We start from the raw sequence: 17,936 nt of genomic DNA on the forward strand, positions 1-17,936 counted from the left end.
TCAATTCCGCCAATACGAGTGTTGCAAAAATATAAACTTGAGAAAGCCACGTAAACAGTAAAACAGCTAGGCTACCTTACCCCTATATGACTACAGGAAAAATAAAAAATAGTCCGTCAGATTGGGCTACCATAGTGATTAATTTAAAATTATAAAAATGGGCACTTTTGTAAGTGAAGTGCTAATCGTCTAAGCTAGTAAAAAGTACTATCCCTGTTAAAAACAGGAAAGGCAGTCACTGAAATAATTTTCTTGATATGCCCATGCGACTGAGTGGTTTTGGTTCTTTAGTGGAACATGGAAATAAGATATATAATCAGTACGAATTTGCCTAATTAATAATGCGAGTCCATTGTTAACTATCGGAGTCTCCAGAAATTACAGTTAAATTAACAGCGTGCATATTTCGCCGGACTGGATGAATAGTGTTAATAAGTATGTTAAACATTATCAGCAGGAATAACGTAGACAATTACAACTTATGTCAAGTTACAATAATGAATAATGATAATCCTTATAAAAATTGCCTGTTAATTGATGATAATCTTCTTGACAACTCGATCACCATAAAAATGATTGAAAGGGCTAATTTTGCAGAAAACTTTGTTGTAACCCATTCGCCTGAAGACGCACTTAAAATGCTCCGCGAAAAGTTTATCACACCAGATTTGGTATTCGTCGATATTCGAATGCGCATTATGAATGGGTTTGATTTTATTGAAGAATATAGAAAGATCGGTATTAACCGTCATTATACGAAGATCTTCATTCTATCCTCATCGCTTCGCCCAGCAGATATACAAAGAGCCACAAAGGACAATGATATTACCGGCTATATTTTAAAAACTCTAACTGATAATGTGCTCTTAGAAATTGCACGAATGAAAAGTAAAAAATACTGATAGTATAATTAAATAAATCGTTACACTATTCACTAATGCCCTAAGAAAACACTTAAAAATAGCCCAAAAGAGTCTACGAATAACTAGAATTACTGGCAATACCTTCCGTCGTCATCAGGAGATCAGTTTCGGGAAAATCCAGGGATACTACCGATGATGTTAAGAATTCTGATTTCCACTTCAGCCTCAAATGACTTATTTAGCTTAAGACGTTTTAATATGGATGATTGCAAGAGCTTTTAACCGGGCAGCCGCTGTAAAATAGCTTCAATCAACAGAACTTAAGGGTGATTATTTTTAAGGCCACATCACATCATACGCATCTAAGCATTCCTTTTTTATGGTCTTTGGGATGTTTGAGTCAGGCCTAAATTCAAGTCGTCGTTTGCTACCTCTAAAGAAATTGCTAAGATGACTTTTTAGCGTGCTATGTTTTTGATTGAGCTCTCGTGGAGCGCTTTCGTTAAACCATTTAGAATATTTTGCTTGAATTTTATTCAGTACCCTTTCAAACTTTTCTTCTTTATTTATAAAATTTTTACCGAATATAAAAATTTTCAGTTTTTTGTCGCCCATACTTTTGATACGTAATCAAAATCAATAAGTTACCCTAAATCAAAGATATAATGCTAAAAAATTAAATAAGTTAGATAATTTGTATTCACGACATCATCTAACAATAGGTACTGGAAGACGTTGAAAGCCACTTTTAGTATTACGAGTGAACGGTTAAGTCCGCTGAAAACACAATTTATCCAAGCCATGCCTAGCCAGCCGATAGGCGCGAGATTAGCAGTCGCCCATATATATAATAGTATTCGGTTATCCAAATTAATGCTTTGCTTACTGCGGGGGGCGGCGTGGATAGTTAACGCATAAATAGTTTTCGCAGGGGCAATTAGATAAGGTGCTGTCAGTGAGTAAAGTCTGCCATTTCCATTCGCAAATGGTTGCAAATTACAGTCAGCCTTCTAATTTGTTTGTCCTCTGGTTTTGTTTAAATATAAGCGATCCTGCCGATTGTAAGAATATGGTTTCCTCTGGTAGGCTCCTCGTGATTTAGATTGCTGTAATTTGTCTGTTATCCAACTCTTCCACGAATAAGGCGACACATTTTCGTATTCATAGTAATTAGCAAGACTGAATATTCCTGGCAAAATTGTTATTAAAATAAAGTCCCTTAGTATCGCATCGGGTCATTCCCCTGATTTTTATTAATTTTGCTTATGCATAAATGAAGCACTAAATTAGTCAAATGTTTGTAAACGGTACTTTAGCCTTTTAATGCCTTGAATTTGGCGCTAATGGTTTTTTACCAGATCGGATGGCTACCTGCCTACTTCGAACATATGTATTACGATTATTTTACTTGGCAAGTACCGGACTTTTTTTAGGGGCCATACGTACTTTTGGTATGAAGTCGGCCATCCTAGTTGATGGTATCAATTCAGCCTTACGAACTTTCAAGACTGTTACGCCTGTAAAGCTTGTATGTTGCCGCATAAATAGAAAGTATGAAACCCGAGGCTGAGTTAGTGCAGGACACTGCCGGCTTAGGCTTCGCCAGCAGGATACGTACCTGGGATAAATATATTTTAATTGCGAGTCGTCTCGTTTTTGATTCCTATTAATTACAATTTAAAACTTAAAAACCCTTAAATCCACCCAAAGGAAAAAATTGAGGTGTTCGCAATGTAAGTGAGAAGTTTAGTCGGAGCAGATTATTAGCCGTAATTACAGCTTTTTATATGTTTGCAAAGCATTCAACGTCCGACCGTATAGCTATACATAGGAGTCCCCATTCCAAACGTCGTAGATTTTTTCACATCGTTGGATATCCCTTCTGTAACGGTATTCAATCACTCAACCATCACCATGTGTTTAATCACCGTCTCACAAATTCATTTTGCCGTCATTACCCTTAATTGCATAGTCCGATATAATTTTTAGAGATTTTTTTTAAATTCGATCTCAGTATATGTTAGCATGCTGTTAGGAGTTTACAGTTAGCTCTTCACCGGTAAAGGCGAAGTATAAGTTTTGAAGTTGATGAACGTATTCAAAAGGCGCAAACCCTGAGGTAGGCTCGCCATCTACACCGTCATTACGGAGTAGAACTTCTCCGGTCTTTATGAAAAAATATTTTTTTTGGTCATGCGTGTAGTGCGGTGCTTCCACCTGCTGAAATACGGTGATACTACTTAGACATTCTTGCGGCAAAAATAAGTTCTTTTCATATTGTAACCATCTGTCAAGCTTACTAAAGCCAAGTTTTAGCAACCATTCATCATCCAACTCAATCCCGCTGATGCCATCGATGTTCCAAAGGATAACTTCACCTATCTTAATTTGAGTCTCAGATGGAATAGCATCGATCTTACCTGTAGCATGTATCCATTCCCTTACACCTTTGCCGTAGACGGAGGCACGCACGTAATTTCCAATTCTAAAATCTTGTACTTTCATAAACAGTTTAAAGTTAAATTATTTTCTTACAACTGCAATTTAGGAAACAAGTTTCCGCTAACCAACTGTAATTGCCAATGCATTTCTAATTAGGTTTACCGCCTAACTACCCTCGATTGCTACTGTTTTTTGCGTGTAAATACTAAAATAAACAGGCTTAAGATAAATACGTCTAACGCATTAATTTTTGAAACATTTACATTGAGTCATCAAGCCGGAAACCTAATTGGCGCTTGAAATAAATCTCTTGAATAGCTCAAACTGACATGCATTAACATTAGCCATCTCTACTTTATAGCTATTCAATAACTTATTTACGACAATGATCAAAAACCCATTAATTATTAATTTTATAACAACAAATGAAACTTTTGCTTCCATAAGTTATAAAATTTAAGCTCAAGTCATATCTCGGGAAACGGCGAAAACGTAGTTAAGTGAAAAATTTGACTTCTCAAATTACTTTCCAAGTTGACCATGAATGTTTAAATGAAAAATGCGGAGATTATGAACTAGCTCATTTTATGTATAATGAGGTTTTGGGTCGTTATTGTCGGCTACTTTTTATCCTCCCTACCAGGAACAGGAAGCTTCATTTCATAAGAATGATAAATGCTAAAAAGGTTAGTCCACCCATTTATCCAAAGATCCTAAGTTTTTAATCGAACTTATTTAACACCGCTATCACATGATTTATATCGTCGACAGTATGGGCAAAAGAACAAGGTAAACTCAGCGTAGTTTGATGAATCACTGAAGAAATGGGATACTTTAAATGGTTCAAACCTTTTAAAGCTTCTTGTTTGTGAGGTTCAATTGGATAATGTATTTCGGTGCCAATATTGTTTTCAAGCAAGTACGCCTTAATCCGGTCCCGATCCGGATGCCTAATGTTAAATATGTGGTAAACATTATAAAAATCGGCACTCACCACAGGTTTAATGAACCGGGTATCCAAATTCTTCAGGTAGATGTCGGCAAGTTTATTTTTATGTTCATTTATTGCATCGAGGTGCATTAATTTTATTCTTAAAAAAGATGCTTGTATTTCGTCTAACCTTGAATTATAGCCTACTACTAGGTTGTAGTATTTGGCATTTGATCCATAGTTGCGAAGCTGTTTAAGTGTTTGATAATTGGCTTCAGATTTACAAATAATAGCACCCGCATCACCAAGTGCGCCGAGGTTTTTAGTTGGGTAAAAACTAAAAGCACCGAAATCGCCAAATGTACCCGCCTGCCTGCCTCGGTAAATGGCGCCATGTGCCTGCGCGCAATCCTCGATTATTTTAAGTTTTTTATCTTCGGCAATTGAAAGTATGGGGCCCATTTCGCAACATTGCCCATATAAATGAACCACTAATATAGCTACTGTTTTATCCGTAATGGCAACACCAATTTTCCCAGGATCGATATTATATGTATGGATGTCGGGCTCTACTAAAACTGGGATAAGACCGCAATGCAAAACAGCTAAAATGGCCGCGATATAGGTGTTAGATGGCACGATTACTTCGCTACCATTTTGGAAATCGCAACACTTTAATGACAAAATGAGGGCATCCATTCCATTAGCTACCCCCACAACATATTTTTCATGATGATAATCGCCAAATTCTTTTTCAAATGAATGTACCTCCGCCCCTAAAATGTACCAACCCTCGTCTAAAAACTCGGCGAATTTCTGCTTGAACTCGTTTTCAAAAGGCTGATTTAGTACTTTTAGATTTTCATATGGTATGATCATATGGTTCATAAATATAATCTTTAGGGTCAAAGGCTGTTGATGCCAGAACCAATAAAATTGCGTCGGTTGAAAATTTTCGCATAATATGCCAATCTTCGGGCTCGATAATTAAACATTTCCCGGGCGAATCTAATTCAAATATAGACCGTTCAACTCCATTGTCATTCATTATTTGACAAGATCCCTGAATACATATTGCCGCTTGGTAAGTATTATGGTGCCGGTGGCCGCCCCGGTCAGACTCATCAACTTTATAAATATAAAACAATCGTTTAATTTCAAAATTCACCACTTTATCCAAAACTGTTAGGATTCCTCTAGTGTCACGAAAGGTAGTAAGGCCAATAATATGCGCCATTTCAAGCTAAGTTTGTCTGAGTGGTGAAATTAAAATATCTCATATCGGCCAACTTTTTGTTTGTAAAATTTAATTTTCGTTTATATCGCATTAATTAATCTCCTTGTCGATTGAAGTCATCCTCGGACAAAATTCAGGAGCCAATCCCCATTGACCGATCGACATACCGACCGTTATTCTTACTAATATTATTTCTGATAAGGTAAAGGTGTAAGTTATAAAATAGTATTTATCCATTTATATTAGCGACTTTCTCATCATTTTCAAAATCAAGTTAATTTAAAAACTTTTTTCCAATATCAGTATAAAATATTTACGAGCACGACGGCGATTTACGCGATTAATCCTACCAACGTAAAAAGTTCATAAATCCTTAGTTATGCCTGTAGCAATGAGCTCATTTACACACCTAAGATTTGCAATAACCACTATCAAATTCGGCCCATCCAAAAACCACTGTTATTTTAAAATATGCGTTAGAGGATTTTTTTAGGCAAATAAGGGAAGTGGTGTTTAATTTTTTATCGGTGTTAACATTAAAGTCAAAATTTTCATAACCACACTTTTGATTACTTTTCCGTCTCAAACCGGCGGACCACTTTAAAATAAGGTGGGCGAAGTACCTAATTTTTTTTATATCAGATTACTTCAACTTATAACCAACTTAGACTTAGGGTTTAATTTGAAACATAACAAAAAATTATACTAAACACATGATGTGTTCGATCAGCTGTTTATATGATCCGGCTTTGCTAAGAAATATTACATGTCGACTCACAATCTAAATAAGCTGTAAAGCCTTTTAACTCGCTGCTCAAAATAGTGCGTGATTCTGGGCTATGCTTACCTAGTTTCTATAACGAAAAAAAACGGATTGGTCCAAGCACATTTTAGTTTCAATTATATTCGGATTCCATATTATTCTAGCTCCAAAATACCTAAATATTGTTCAGAGGCGACGACAATGATAACTGTTATGGATTAAAGTATAGCAAAACGCTGTAATTAAACCCATAGCCTGTAATAACTGTAATAACTACATTATGTGCGCTGACTAGGGCCAATAAATTACAGATATGTGTCAATCACCTTAACCAATGTAAATGTATTGCTAAGCAAACCAAGCCTAAGAATTGTTAGTGGCTCGGGCGCTATTAGTATAACTAGTACGAAAGCAGCAAGTGTTTTTGGTTATATGGGAGTGCTTTTCGTCAAAGGCGGCAACCAAGCAACACTAACCGTAGGTTCAACCATTTATCTAATAAACCTGCTTACCGGAACTTACACTAAGTCACAATAAATAGCTGGCTCGTAATCGCTTTACATCATAAGTCGGTTTTCACCGAGGATAGCCACCAATTTCTATTGCAATACCTTCACAGGCATATCTAATAGGCATAGCTAAATTTTTCACCTGCAAATTTAAACACGCGCTGTCGCCAACTATTTGACCAAATGTTATTCGGGTTGGCCCTAGCTTTCCACTGGCTGTGATAAAACCAAAATTGGCTGTAATAGTAGCCGTCAGGGCATATTATGCATTTGATTTTCGTATCATATAGCGGCTGATAACAATGCGTTTGCGCTCTTTATTTACGCGGTGAAATAGCGCTGTCGGGCTGAATAGCACTGGTAGACGCGTATTCTTTACTTTAACCGAAAAGATCTTCCAGTTTCTTTTATCGTTAAGGGCATCGATTTACTTAGGCGTGAAGTCGCCGGCTTTGAAGGTTGACAGGTACTTCTTTACGGTATTATGGGATGCATTAGTATGAGCAGCGATATTCATTAGGCCTACGTAGCTTTAAAATCTTTCCAGCCTTACTCATGCTGATCGTCAAATTTGCATCTTAGAAGGTATGTTGCCTCCGAAAGATGGTTCTTCTCTTGCATTTGATACATGTTAGGGGGTCACTTTAATTCAGAGTCCCTTGGTCAGTTTGCGCTGGAGTCAGGCGGTATGTCTAATTCTGATTTACTTGTCGAGCATTAATTACCTATATTTCCGGGCCGCCGTTCGCAAGTTAGCTTCGAGGCCATCGTTATTGGATTTTGATCTAATTTGTTTATAGGTTTTCCTAATGGTTTGTACGATCTTCCTTGCTGATATGCGACTTCTACATCTTTTAATTTATTTATAGCCATTGCAGGCATAAATATGTGCACCCACATTTTAGTGTTTAAAAATAAATTTACTGGTTGAAAACAATTTCCCATTTCAAACCTTATGTTAGTAGATTTTTTTCAAAAAATAAATAACACCTTTAACTGCCCGGTCTCCAACGGGCAGTTTTTTAATGTTATGTAAGCAAGTTAAGTAGGAAAAACATAAAATAGCAAATATCCAGCAGATATTAAGGTTTTATGTTTTTGCCTGAAATTTTTAAGCGGCTCGACTAAAATGAGAATTCCACCCCTAGGTTCGCTGCTTTAAATTAGCTTTTCTTGAGGGACTCAAGTATGCTAGCTCGGTTTAGTGAGGTATATTTCCCTTGAGAGGATTGATAAAACGGTAGAATTAGGTGGAATATAGTCCCGCAATCAGTTCCTTTTTCCAATGTTATATTTCCACCTAAATGGCGCAATAGCTTTTTAACGACAAATAAACCTAAACCGGATCCCCTCGATAATTCGCTGCCTCTATAAAACATATTGAATATTTTATTGGTTATTGCATCCGATATCCCAATTCCGTTATCTGAATAGTGAATTATATAGTCACCGTTTTGACTAAGAATGTTTATTTTTATTTCGGGATTTTGTCTGCAGAAAACCATAGAATTTTCCACCAGATTTTCAAAAATGGAACTTAACATTCTTTTGTGTGATAAAATTACGCCATCACACTGACCCGATATAATAATTGAAACATTTTTATTATCTAATGTATGGCTGACATCTTTAATAACATCTGAAATCCTAAACTCTTCAAAATCATTATAATGATTTTCATAAAAACTCATCGAGTTTAATTTACGCAGAGTTTTATCCAAATTTGAAACCGCCTGTCGACAGCCGTCAAATAATAAAAGGATATCCTGATCTTCAGTGCATAGTTCTCCCAAGTTTACTAACCCTAAAATGTTTGTCACTGGCGTTCTAAAATCATGTGTTGCAGAATAAAATAATGATTGCAGTTCTAGGTTAGCTTGCTTTAGTTCGGAAGTTCGAAGATTTACTCTATCCTCAAGCGTGAGGTTTAAATCGTTTATTTCAATGTTTTTTTGCTCCAGCTGAAGATTTTTATTGGCCACTTTTTCCACTAGAGATAATTGATAAAGTTTATTGCCCAGGAGGTCGCTGATTAGCTTTAAAAATTTTAAATCCGATTTTGCCATGGCATTATCGGAAGGGACGGCATTAGTTAAAGATATATCATAGCCAATGTTTTTAACAGGAAGTACAATCAAGCTGTTTATTTTGGAGTTGTAGAATAAGGTTTTACTTAGTAAAGAATGTTGCTCAATATCCTGCCTTCCAAAAAACAGTGGCAATTGGCGGATTAAAGCATCTTGATCAAAAGGTACGATCCGGTCGTCCGACCCAAAATGCAGAGAGCAACTGCCTCGTGATATTGTAAAAGTTAAGTGGGTTTGATCGAATTTGAAATATACTCTAAATAAGAAAGTGTCAATAATAAATTTAATTTGGCCAGCCAGTAATATCCCTACCGCATTAAAATCATTACAATGGTTAATCGCCGTTGCAAATTTAGAAAAAGCCTCATACCTGAGCCGTTGTATGTTTTGTACCTGATCAAATGGTTCTTCCATTTTGAGCAACAATATTACATTGCTTCCATTAATTCATTATCAATTGGTATTCCAGAGATATCAGCAATAGTATTGACCATGTTAGTTAAATCGGCCAAAGAAAGTAATTCCTGAATATCAAGGTCCGAAAATCCCTCATCATATAAATTTTCGTAATCCTGGGAACTTGCCGCTCTTGGGGTTAAGGCAAGAGAGGTTACAATTTTAATTGCTGTTTTATACGCAGACGGTATGTAATCGCTTCCAAGATTATCTGTTACTTTTATCTCGCTACTGCCGGTAAGCATTTTGCTCATGCCATTAGCGATGGCACCATGTGCATGTGAGCAATAACTACAACCTTTAATAGTAGAAATATTGTAAATTATCAGTTGTTTTAAAATAAAGGGCACATTGCCGACTAGCATTGTCGAACGTAGTTTTTCCCAGTTTCCGCGTAAAAGCGTCGAGTTATTTCCCTGGCACTTAAACCAATTTAAAACAAAAGGAATGTTAAGATCCCGCATCGTCTCATCGTAAATTAGCCTGACATCATCGGCAGCTTCGTCATATTCAACAATTTTTTTTATGAAATTCATTATTGGTTTTTATAATTATTGTTTTATACGGCCGGAAAAGAAAATTTGTTTCACAGTATGATTACACTAGGAAAATACTACTCGGGTAGTATCGTCTTTGGCGTTAAAAGTTTCTCCATTTTATGCAGCGAGTTTTTTTGCTGCTAATCGCTAAAAAAGCCAACCGTCAGGTTTGCTGGTAATAGGTTTTGTGTCAGAAGTTTGATGGCCAGAGGGTCTTGCGCTAAATTGGGTCGAAATTACAACCAAGATCCTATCGCTGAGACGACGCCAAGGCTAGCAAATTTTTGACCTGAGATCGTAAAAAGTCTTTAAAAAATTGAGTGCGAAATTGAATTTTTTACGATCAAAGGCTTCCAAAAAAGCGTTGTTTAAATCAACGTAGCCAGGGTGCTTGCTCAGATCAACTGTCGTAATCGCTTCGAAGCCAATGCGCCAACTTTCAAAATTCCTTGATTTTAGCGGCCCTTCATTCAATATCGACACAAGATTGTGCCTGACATCCGTACTGATTAGATCAAAAATCTGCCTTACCTTCGGCTCGCTCCCTTCTAAAACCTGAATAAAACGGCCCGCCTTTTCGCCGACTGGCTCACCTTGGATATAAAGAAGCATACCGGTAAGTTCGTGTGCCTCGTTCCAAGTCCTTGAAGAATCCAATAAAGATAAAAGATCCGTAGCGCTCATTGGCGCAGTTGCCTTGCTGACATAGATCAAATAATATAGCATGACCTTGATTTAAACGAAGGTGATTAATTTCAGATTTAACATTCTTGAAAGGGGGAAACTATATGCGTAATTAAACATTTGAAAGGCTCAAACTAAAATCATGCCATGAAGGTTAAGACTTAACTTATGGAAGTATTCGTCAGACAAAATAATAAATTTTTAATTAGTTAAACGAAGAACTAAGGCGTTTCGTTTCTACGAATTACCTGTCAATGGCCTGTTTGAGCACCTCGAAGCCTAAAGGAATACGTACCCAATGGTAGTATGCATAGACACAAAAGTATTAACTGAAGTCGTCCATCTTTCCCTAAGAAAATTTGGCACAAAATTGGTTAACTGTACCGAAAAAAAAATTATGGGTGCCCCCTTCCGTTTGTGTCTACTCATTGACGATAGTCATTTGGATAATTTAATAAACTCAGAGATCATTAAAATGGACAATTTTGCGAGTGAAATTGTCATTATTGAGGCCCCCGATAAAGCCCTATTACTTTTAAAAACAGGGCAACTCAAACCTGATATCATTTTCCTGGATATTCGTATGCCCGAAATGAGTGGGTTTGAATTTTTAGCGGAGTATAATGATCTGGATATTGATAAGGACATACGAAGGTTTTCATACTGTCATCATCTCTGCATCCAAAGGACAACCAAATGGCTAAAAATAATAAATATGTGTCAGGTTTCTTAACAAAATGTTTAACCCCCGATGCATTGATGAAAATTGCGAGTTAGATTGACGTTTTTGCACCCCTAAATTATAACCTTGTTCGTGTTTATGAAGCAATATAATTGAGTATGCATCTAGTTTTTTCGGAGTTTTTAAAATCTTCTAAGTTGCCAAAACAAATAGCTTTTCCCAATATCTTTTTTACTGCCAGGCGCTTCTAAAGCGTTGATAGTAGTGAATATTGCTCAATAATATTTTTTAATGAATTATCGTTTATCTCATGCACTCTCGCTGCGCGGATTATAATAGGTATTAAACCAAACGAAAGGTTTATATTTAATAACAGTCGTAAGCTTCTTTATTATACCGTCAATGGGACTGCTTTCCAATTCTCTACTTTTTCCTTTGGTTGATGTTGAAAAGCAAACGGTCTATTTCCTTTATTTTTCAACTACACATGAGTTCTGGGGTCAAGGGAATTATTTTGTGCGTAAACCACGATCTCCGAAAGAACGGCATCACTGTACGCCGATTTTATCTACGAAATGTGATTTTTTTTAGCCTTGTTTGGGCTCATTTAAAACGTATAAGACATTGGGTAGGAATTTTACTTATTGCCAACTAGCTAAAACTGGCAGCTTTGAAAAAATCCCGTAGGTATCGTTATTGACAAATAAATAAAACATATCCAACTTTTTCGCTTTAGCATACGTAAAAAAAATTATAATAACCTTTTAGCCGATCCTAACCCGTCCTAGTGGCGGGTTTTTTTATTCCGGTTTTTTCTGTAAATTTATCATACAATTATCCCGAATATGATATGTATGGAATAAACAAAGCAATATTAATAGGTCATATTGGAAAAGATCCTGAATTAAGATACTTAGATAATGCCGTTGCGGTTCTAAGTTTTCCGTTGGCTACGACCGAATCTATAGTTAAAGAAGAGAGTAAGATCGAACAGACCGAATGGCATAATATAGTGATGTGGCGCACAATGGCAGAAAACGCAGGTCGACTTTTGAAAAAAGGTAGCCTGGTGTGGGTCGAAGGTAAAGTTAAAACTCGATCCTTTAACGACAAAAATGGAATCCAAAAATCCAGCACGGAAATTCACTGTGAACGGTTTACCTTGTTATCTACTGCAAATATTCCAAAGCCCGTTGAGTCAATGTGAGGTCAATTATATCAATATTAAACCTCTAAACCGCTGTAAATTCATTTTATTTCAAAGTCAGTAGCTATCCTCAAGCATGAATTAACCGAGAATTTAGCAACAGTTCTATTGAAGTGGGCCATGATTGACCAAGTTTAGGAGGCTATTATTATACCCGGGACTTCTCCTTCTCTAGGCATATAGATTCGCTTTCGTCGAAAGAGTTATGGTATTGATCTATAAAAATGAAATGCACACCAGTTGGCGTTGCTTTGACGGCTTCGTTTTAGATCTGAATGGCTTATTCGTCAAGTTCACCCGTGTGGATTCAGCGTCAGCCATATTGCAATCTTAATTTTGCTGAGAAGTTGTTTTTTTGAGGGTTTGTCGCTATGTTGCATCCGTTAATTACTCGTTTGCTTCGTGCGTATAATTTGCGTGAACCACAAAAATACCTGTAAGCCCGACGTGCTAAAGTTGGGGGATTACATAAGTAGGTTAGTAAGCGTTTAGAATTTGCATGAAACTTGCGTTAATTAATCTAAGGATTTAAGAAATGATTTTTAAAAAGAAAAAAAACAAGCCATATCAAAACTGTTTATTAATTGATGATAATTTTCTAGACAATTTTATAACCACAAAAATGATTGAACACACGAAGTTCGCTGATAACTTTGTTGTAAGTAAATTCGCGGAAGATGCACTTACTATGCTAAGAGACAAATTTATAGCTCCGGATTTAGTTTTTGTAGATATTATGATGCGTGGGATGAATGGCTTTGAATTTATTGAAGAATATAAAAAGATTGGCATCGACAGAAAACAGACGAAAATCTTTATATTATCATCATCGGTCGATCCAGAGGATCTAAAAAGAGCAAAAGATGATCCGGATATTACAGGGTTTATTCACAAAAATCTTACACCTGAAAAATTACTAGAAATAATGGAGATGGAGGGTTGAAGGTGCTTAGTGTAAGTTTTGAATGGGGTCCCTGGAGAAAATCAAGCATTAAAACTGGCTTCCTGGGTTAGTGGTATCTGTTTTTGGTGTGGAGCCTTCACATTATTTTGTTCACGTTAGGAATGTTAACTGCAGATTTCGCTTTTTCAAAGAATGCCTTTCTAATACAATAAAAAACGTGCATTTGAAGCTACCAAAATACACCATTAACACTTTTCTAATGGTTTATCTTGTAGTTTTTTTAATATTGCCATATCTAACTGAACCTAGTTTTGGAACTGACAACAAAATTTATTTCAAACTGGCTTCTTCTGATTTGATGATGGTTCTATTCACATGCTTTATTTTATATATCTCTCTGTGTCAAGAGCGTCCCGCAGAAATGGAAAGTTAAATTGTTCGTATGCTATCCTCGAAGCCACTTGTTTTTTAGGCACGTTTTCATATAGTATATACTTGATCCATGCTCCCTGATACCGATGAGTTCCCAATAGGTTTTAGAACCATTAAAAATTAATCACTTCAACTCTTTTTGCTTAATGATTTTGTTAAGTACTCCTTTAATCCTAACTACATTTTACCTGTTCTTTTTAATGTTTGAACGGCCGTTTTTAAGTAGGGGCTGCAAAATAATCCCCACTGCAATTTAAAAGACAATTTTTTTGTGACGTATTATTTCAGCAGCGATTAATTCAATTCCTATTTTCATCATTTACGCCTTTTATGGTTGATTACTCAATTCGTTTGTTGTTGTGAGGGAATTCTTCCCGATTTTCATTCATAATTATAATCCGTACAATCCAAGTCCCCCAGTTACACGGGCATTGATCTTCACACCCGGGTATATGCTAAAGTTTTTTCGCATTCTTTAATAACTTTTGCGTCTTCACGTTGTTAATAAAGTTCACTAGTTGAAACTACGCTTTATCAAGATTAATGCAATCATTCATCGCTGTTTTTTTTAATATTTTTTTTATAATATTGTTAATTTAATTTATTTGGAATGCCAACTCATTTATTTAATGCCTACATAAAAGCTACAGATGGATCTATCTTAGCTGGGCCTGTTACAGTTGAAAAAGGTGAGTACCTTTTTGTTAATAAAAACAACTCTCTTAACGTATCTTTTAATTTTAAAAAAACTAATGATGGATGGCGCTTTGCCGGCGAACTCGCTACAAATATACCAATAGAATACATCAAGTCCGTCGGTGACCAGGTTGATATTTATTACAAGCGCAGTATATAAGTTTTTCGTTTCCATATTATTCCCTTTCCTTTTTAGTTGAGTAAAATTACAGCCGTGCGCTGTGCTGCGTCGCTGCTAGCTTGTCGGCTGCCTATTCCTGATTTGGATAGGCAGGAAATAACTAATTCTATAGCCTTTTGACTATGCTCATTTTTTAAAAGCCTAGGTTTTCATAAATTAAAACATGCCGTTTGCTATTTTAGTGCGCATTGATCTTTTAGCATTTCAGTCCACGTATCCAATTGTCAACCATCTTGCTCCATCCGTTTGCTAATTGCCGCGGCATAAAAAGCTTTGCTCTCTATTAACTATCGCGTCTAATAATAAAAGGCATCGTCTGAAATCGTCAGGGTCATCTGGCCCAACCTCTTGTGTCATTTACACGCACAGATCAGGCTTAAAATGTTTTTCCAAACTCCTATCGCGCTCACCATTTGTAGCCCCAATTGGCTTTTTGCGTGACATATCTTCAGTACTATTTTTGGCAATCCCATCTTTTTAAGACAACCTTAAGGCATTGAAATAAATGCGCTATATAAAACACTTTGGAAAGCGTTGTAGTAACAGGAGACGCAACCTCTTGATAGCTTTTGCAGTTAGAGTGTACAACTGATTGGTGCTAATGTTACATGGTCTATATTTGTCTTGTTCATTATTAAGTTTGCACTGAGTCACCAGCAACACTAAAGGGCGCAATTAAGCGACCTTGGCAGATTAGTTCCTTCTATGGGTTAAACTTCCTAAAAGATAATTCCTAATAGTGTTTGTGGCTAATGACAAAGACCCGATAAATGGTCAGTGACAAGATGTCTTGCTAATAGTCGACATGCTTTACTTAATTAACATGGCCAGGCTAATATTCTTATTACTCTTGTAGTCTATTGCCGGAATGCTTATATTTAACACTTCATTTCCCTTGCTCCAAAGTATAAACTTGCTATGCCATCTTTTAAAATATCAATAGCAGGTATAATGACCGGGAATGTATCAGTCTCCATCCACCACCCAGCCGTACCAGGTTCATAGCTAAAATAGGATAGTATACTTTACAATGCGTTAATTGTCCTCATGACGAATTCAATATTTCCGTCCCGTATAATAAACCTTGGATTTTTCCATTTAATGTCGCAGGCTGGTATATCGCATTTTACCTGAACAAGTAAAGTCAGCACCTAACCACAGACCCAAATTACCCTTCCTGTTTCGGTAGATCGAAGATGACTAGTAGTACTACCTTCATTAAATATTTAGTTAATACGCCAGGTTGACTGCCTATTTATCAATCCTTATCAACCTTCATGGCTGTTACTAAGCGAAATCTAAATAATTTTCCACAAACGTAACCCTGTCATTTGGCATGCGTTTAAAGGTGCATAACCCCTAACCTCTTTGTATGGATTTCACAAAAAAAAATTTGATCAGGTATTAATTTACATCTTCAACAACCCCAATTCCGAAGATTCCCTAGAATTAATAGCAGATTTTAACATTACTAAATTTGAATGTGTAAGAATTACTTACTTGTTGTTTATTGGTGGATTTATAAACGCCACTGCTTTCCCTAGCCTAACAAATAAAGGGGAAATGTATGTTAAAAAATTGAGTGAAGGCATAAAGTTAGCCTAGTAGATTAGTTTGGGCATCGACACTAACTTTGCCGCTAGTTCGTTTCCGCCTTGATCTTTTTAAACTCCGCGCCAGGATCCTGTTTAAATGCATAGCTGCGATTGCCGGCTCTTTGCTCATTAGACCTGCTCCTTCTAACCTTACACTTTTTCCATAATCTTCGTTCAATTCCTAGGCAATTTATTCGAAAGGAAGGTTTCATCACCAATAACGAAGATGGTGTAACAAATGTATAAATTGGCCATTGCAGACTTTAAGGAATTCAACTGCGCTGGTTAATAATCCTATTGAGCCTTATGCTTGCGCCTTCCCTTGATAGTCGCGGGCAGGAACATCATTTCCATAGTAACACCAGCAAATCCCCGCTTATATTTTTAAACTTTAAATCGGGGTAGCCGTTTCAATAAATATAACTGCACCCAGGTTTTTGTCTCATTGCTCGCTGATTCCTTACTTCCTTTTGAGTTACCATATTTAAGATTATTCTTCCCACCCACCATCGTAGGTCTCGTGGGTATAGGTTTAAAAGGCAAGTCGGCTAATGAAAAATCTAGCCCATTTACAGGTATTTGCCTGCATTCGTCTAAAAAAAAATTTGCTGATTCATAGGCTCAACCCTCTAATATTTTTTTAAAAAAGGCCTTCATAAAATTCAACTGGAACTCCAATGAATGGCCATGGGCAATAGCTACGTCTATATTATTTGACAATGATTCGTAACTAATACTTCCATCTTCAAATATCATTGAAATAGCCAGATCATGATCAACATCGCGCAACATCCAATCGCTGTTGAAAACCTCAATTAACGCCTCTCTTATTTCTTTTTGATATTTGACCGGCATGAGACTAGTGTTCATAATTAATTCCTCGCCCGTAAGAGCAAAGTATAGATTTTGTAATTGGTGGACGTATTTTATCGGGTCCAATGGCTCATCACCTAAAGCAACTTTAAAATCTCCGTCAATAGCAGTCAAAAATTTAGTTTGTCCCGAGGGTATATCCTCAACTAGTTTCATTCCATTCTTAATCCTTGTGGTTTCATAATATATTTAAAGGTAAATTATTTTCTTAAATCTTAATATATAATATGGAGATTACATCTGATTAGCTGGTTACGATGGGAAATTTGCCTTACACCTTAACTAGGTAATAAGAATTATTCTTTATTACACCGTAATCCACATTAACAATAAACAAAAAAATATTGTTTATCACATAATTTAAATTGAAAAATGAAAGATTTCATTCGGACGCTCAAAAGCATTTCGGATAATATTAAGACAATACGTCAATTCAGAAATTATCACAGGAATTAGCATAGCCTTGATCTTATCATTCGGACGCTTATAATCCTTCAACCAGGACATCAATAACAGATGCGTGATCGGCTGATGAGAATTACCCATTAATATTTGAGGCATATCCATGATGATCAAATGTAAAATTTTAATATGATAATCGAAATTATTCTATTATCTATTCAGAAAAATACTAGTATTTCAATGTATGTCGCTAATTAATTTCTGCAAAAAAATTAAACGTTAGTAAATTATGAGAAATAGAAGCCAGATAATCGGTAATTATCCGATTATCTATATCAAAAATACAAATCGTGCCGTCAGTTTAAACTAATGGTCAACTAATTTTACTTCAACCTAAAATAGCTGTAAATTACCAGCCCTGCAACTATCTAAACATATCATGTTTTATTCATT

General features: G+C 36.1%; 14 protein-coding genes. 6 read left to right on the forward strand and 8 right to left on the reverse strand.

Annotation, left to right across the window (positions count from 1 at the left end):
• Nucleotides 1-497: 497 nt before the first annotated feature.
• Entirely contained in the window at nucleotides 498-902 is a 405-nt protein-coding gene (locus ABIB50_RS18760; RefSeq protein ID WP_429382219.1) for a response regulator, read from the forward strand.
• Nucleotides 903-1,199: 297 nt separating this feature from the next.
• Here the strand turns inward: ABIB50_RS18760 and ABIB50_RS18765 are convergent, their stop codons facing one another.
• The 4 genes from ABIB50_RS18765 to ABIB50_RS18780 form a co-directional block, all read right to left on the reverse strand.
• Nucleotides 1,200-1,478 (reverse strand): hypothetical protein, encoded by a 279-nt coding sequence (locus tag ABIB50_RS18765; RefSeq protein ID WP_429382221.1) that lies wholly within the window; start codon nucleotides 1,476-1,478, stop codon nucleotides 1,200-1,202.
• Nucleotides 1,479-2,894: 1,416 nt separating this feature from the next.
• Complete coding sequence (locus tag ABIB50_RS18770; protein WP_429382223.1) at nucleotides 2,895-3,368, reverse strand: hypothetical protein; 474 nt, start codon at nucleotides 3,366-3,368, stop codon at nucleotides 2,895-2,897.
• Nucleotides 3,369-4,026: 658 nt separating this feature from the next.
• Nucleotides 4,027-5,115: a DegT/DnrJ/EryC1/StrS family aminotransferase gene (locus tag ABIB50_RS18775; protein WP_429382226.1), complete on the reverse strand. Its 1,089-nt coding sequence runs from the start codon at nucleotides 5,113-5,115 to the stop codon at nucleotides 4,027-4,029.
• Nucleotides 5,099-5,473, reverse strand: a complete 375-nt coding sequence (locus ABIB50_RS18780; protein WP_429382228.1) for a sugar 3,4-ketoisomerase — start codon at nucleotides 5,471-5,473, stop codon at nucleotides 5,099-5,101. Before ABIB50_RS18780 ends, ABIB50_RS18775 begins: the two co-directional genes overlap by 17 nt.
• A 1,078-nt stretch (nucleotides 5,474-6,551) precedes the next feature.
• On the opposite strand from ABIB50_RS18780, the gene ABIB50_RS18785 reads away from it, so the two are divergent.
• Nucleotides 6,552-6,773 (forward strand): hypothetical protein, encoded by a 222-nt coding sequence (locus tag ABIB50_RS18785; RefSeq protein WP_429382230.1) that lies wholly within the window; start codon nucleotides 6,552-6,554, stop codon nucleotides 6,771-6,773.
• Nucleotides 6,774-7,908: 1,135 nt separating this feature from the next.
• On the opposite strand, the gene ABIB50_RS18790 is transcribed toward ABIB50_RS18785, so the two are convergent.
• The 3 genes from ABIB50_RS18790 to ABIB50_RS18800 all read right to left on the reverse strand — a co-directional run bounded on the left by ABIB50_RS18790 (nucleotide 7,909) and on the right by ABIB50_RS18800 (nucleotide 10,553).
• Nucleotides 7,909-9,246 carry a sensor histidine kinase gene (locus ABIB50_RS18790; protein ID WP_429382232.1) on the reverse strand — a complete coding sequence of 446 codons (1,338 nt, stop codon included), beginning with the start codon at nucleotides 9,244-9,246 and terminating at the stop codon, nucleotides 7,909-7,911.
• A gap of 14 nt (nucleotides 9,247-9,260) precedes the next feature.
• Nucleotides 9,261-9,824: a carboxymuconolactone decarboxylase family protein gene (locus ABIB50_RS18795; protein ID WP_429382235.1), complete on the reverse strand. Its 564-nt coding sequence runs from the start codon at nucleotides 9,822-9,824 to the stop codon at nucleotides 9,261-9,263.
• 276 nt (nucleotides 9,825-10,100) lie between these two features.
• Nucleotides 10,101-10,553 carry a BLUF domain-containing protein gene (locus tag ABIB50_RS18800; protein ID WP_429382237.1) on the reverse strand — a complete coding sequence of 151 codons (453 nt, stop codon included), beginning with the start codon at nucleotides 10,551-10,553 and terminating at the stop codon, nucleotides 10,101-10,103.
• 355 nt (nucleotides 10,554-10,908) lie between these two features.
• Between ABIB50_RS18800 and ABIB50_RS18805 the strand changes: the two genes are divergently transcribed.
• The 4 genes from ABIB50_RS18805 (at nucleotide 10,909) to ABIB50_RS18820 (ending at nucleotide 14,592) form a co-directional block, all read left to right on the forward strand.
• Nucleotides 10,909-11,244 carry a response regulator gene (locus ABIB50_RS18805; RefSeq protein WP_429382239.1) on the forward strand — a complete coding sequence of 112 codons (336 nt, stop codon included), beginning with the start codon at nucleotides 10,909-10,911 and terminating at the stop codon, nucleotides 11,242-11,244.
• 736 nt (nucleotides 11,245-11,980) lie between these two features.
• On the forward strand, nucleotides 11,981-12,400 hold the full coding sequence (locus tag ABIB50_RS18810; protein WP_429382241.1) for a single-stranded DNA-binding protein: 420 nt from the start codon (nucleotides 11,981-11,983) through the stop codon (nucleotides 12,398-12,400).
• A gap of 535 nt (nucleotides 12,401-12,935) precedes the next feature.
• Nucleotides 12,936-13,343 (forward strand): response regulator, encoded by a 408-nt coding sequence (locus ABIB50_RS18815; RefSeq protein WP_429382243.1) that lies wholly within the window; start codon nucleotides 12,936-12,938, stop codon nucleotides 13,341-13,343.
• Between the two features lie 1,003 nt (nucleotides 13,344-14,346).
• Entirely contained in the window at nucleotides 14,347-14,592 is a 246-nt protein-coding gene (locus ABIB50_RS18820) for a hypothetical protein (RefSeq protein WP_429382245.1), read from the forward strand.
• A gap of 2,237 nt (nucleotides 14,593-16,829) precedes the next feature.
• On the opposite strand, the gene ABIB50_RS18825 is transcribed toward ABIB50_RS18820, so the two are convergent.
• Entirely contained in the window at nucleotides 16,830-17,237 is a 408-nt protein-coding gene (locus ABIB50_RS18825) for a hypothetical protein (RefSeq protein ID WP_429382247.1), read from the reverse strand.
• Nucleotides 17,238-17,936 lie beyond the last annotated feature (699 nt).

This window comes from Mucilaginibacter sp. UYCu711 (assembly GCF_050433825.1).
Classification (GTDB): Bacteria; Bacteroidota; Bacteroidia; order Sphingobacteriales; family Sphingobacteriaceae; genus Mucilaginibacter.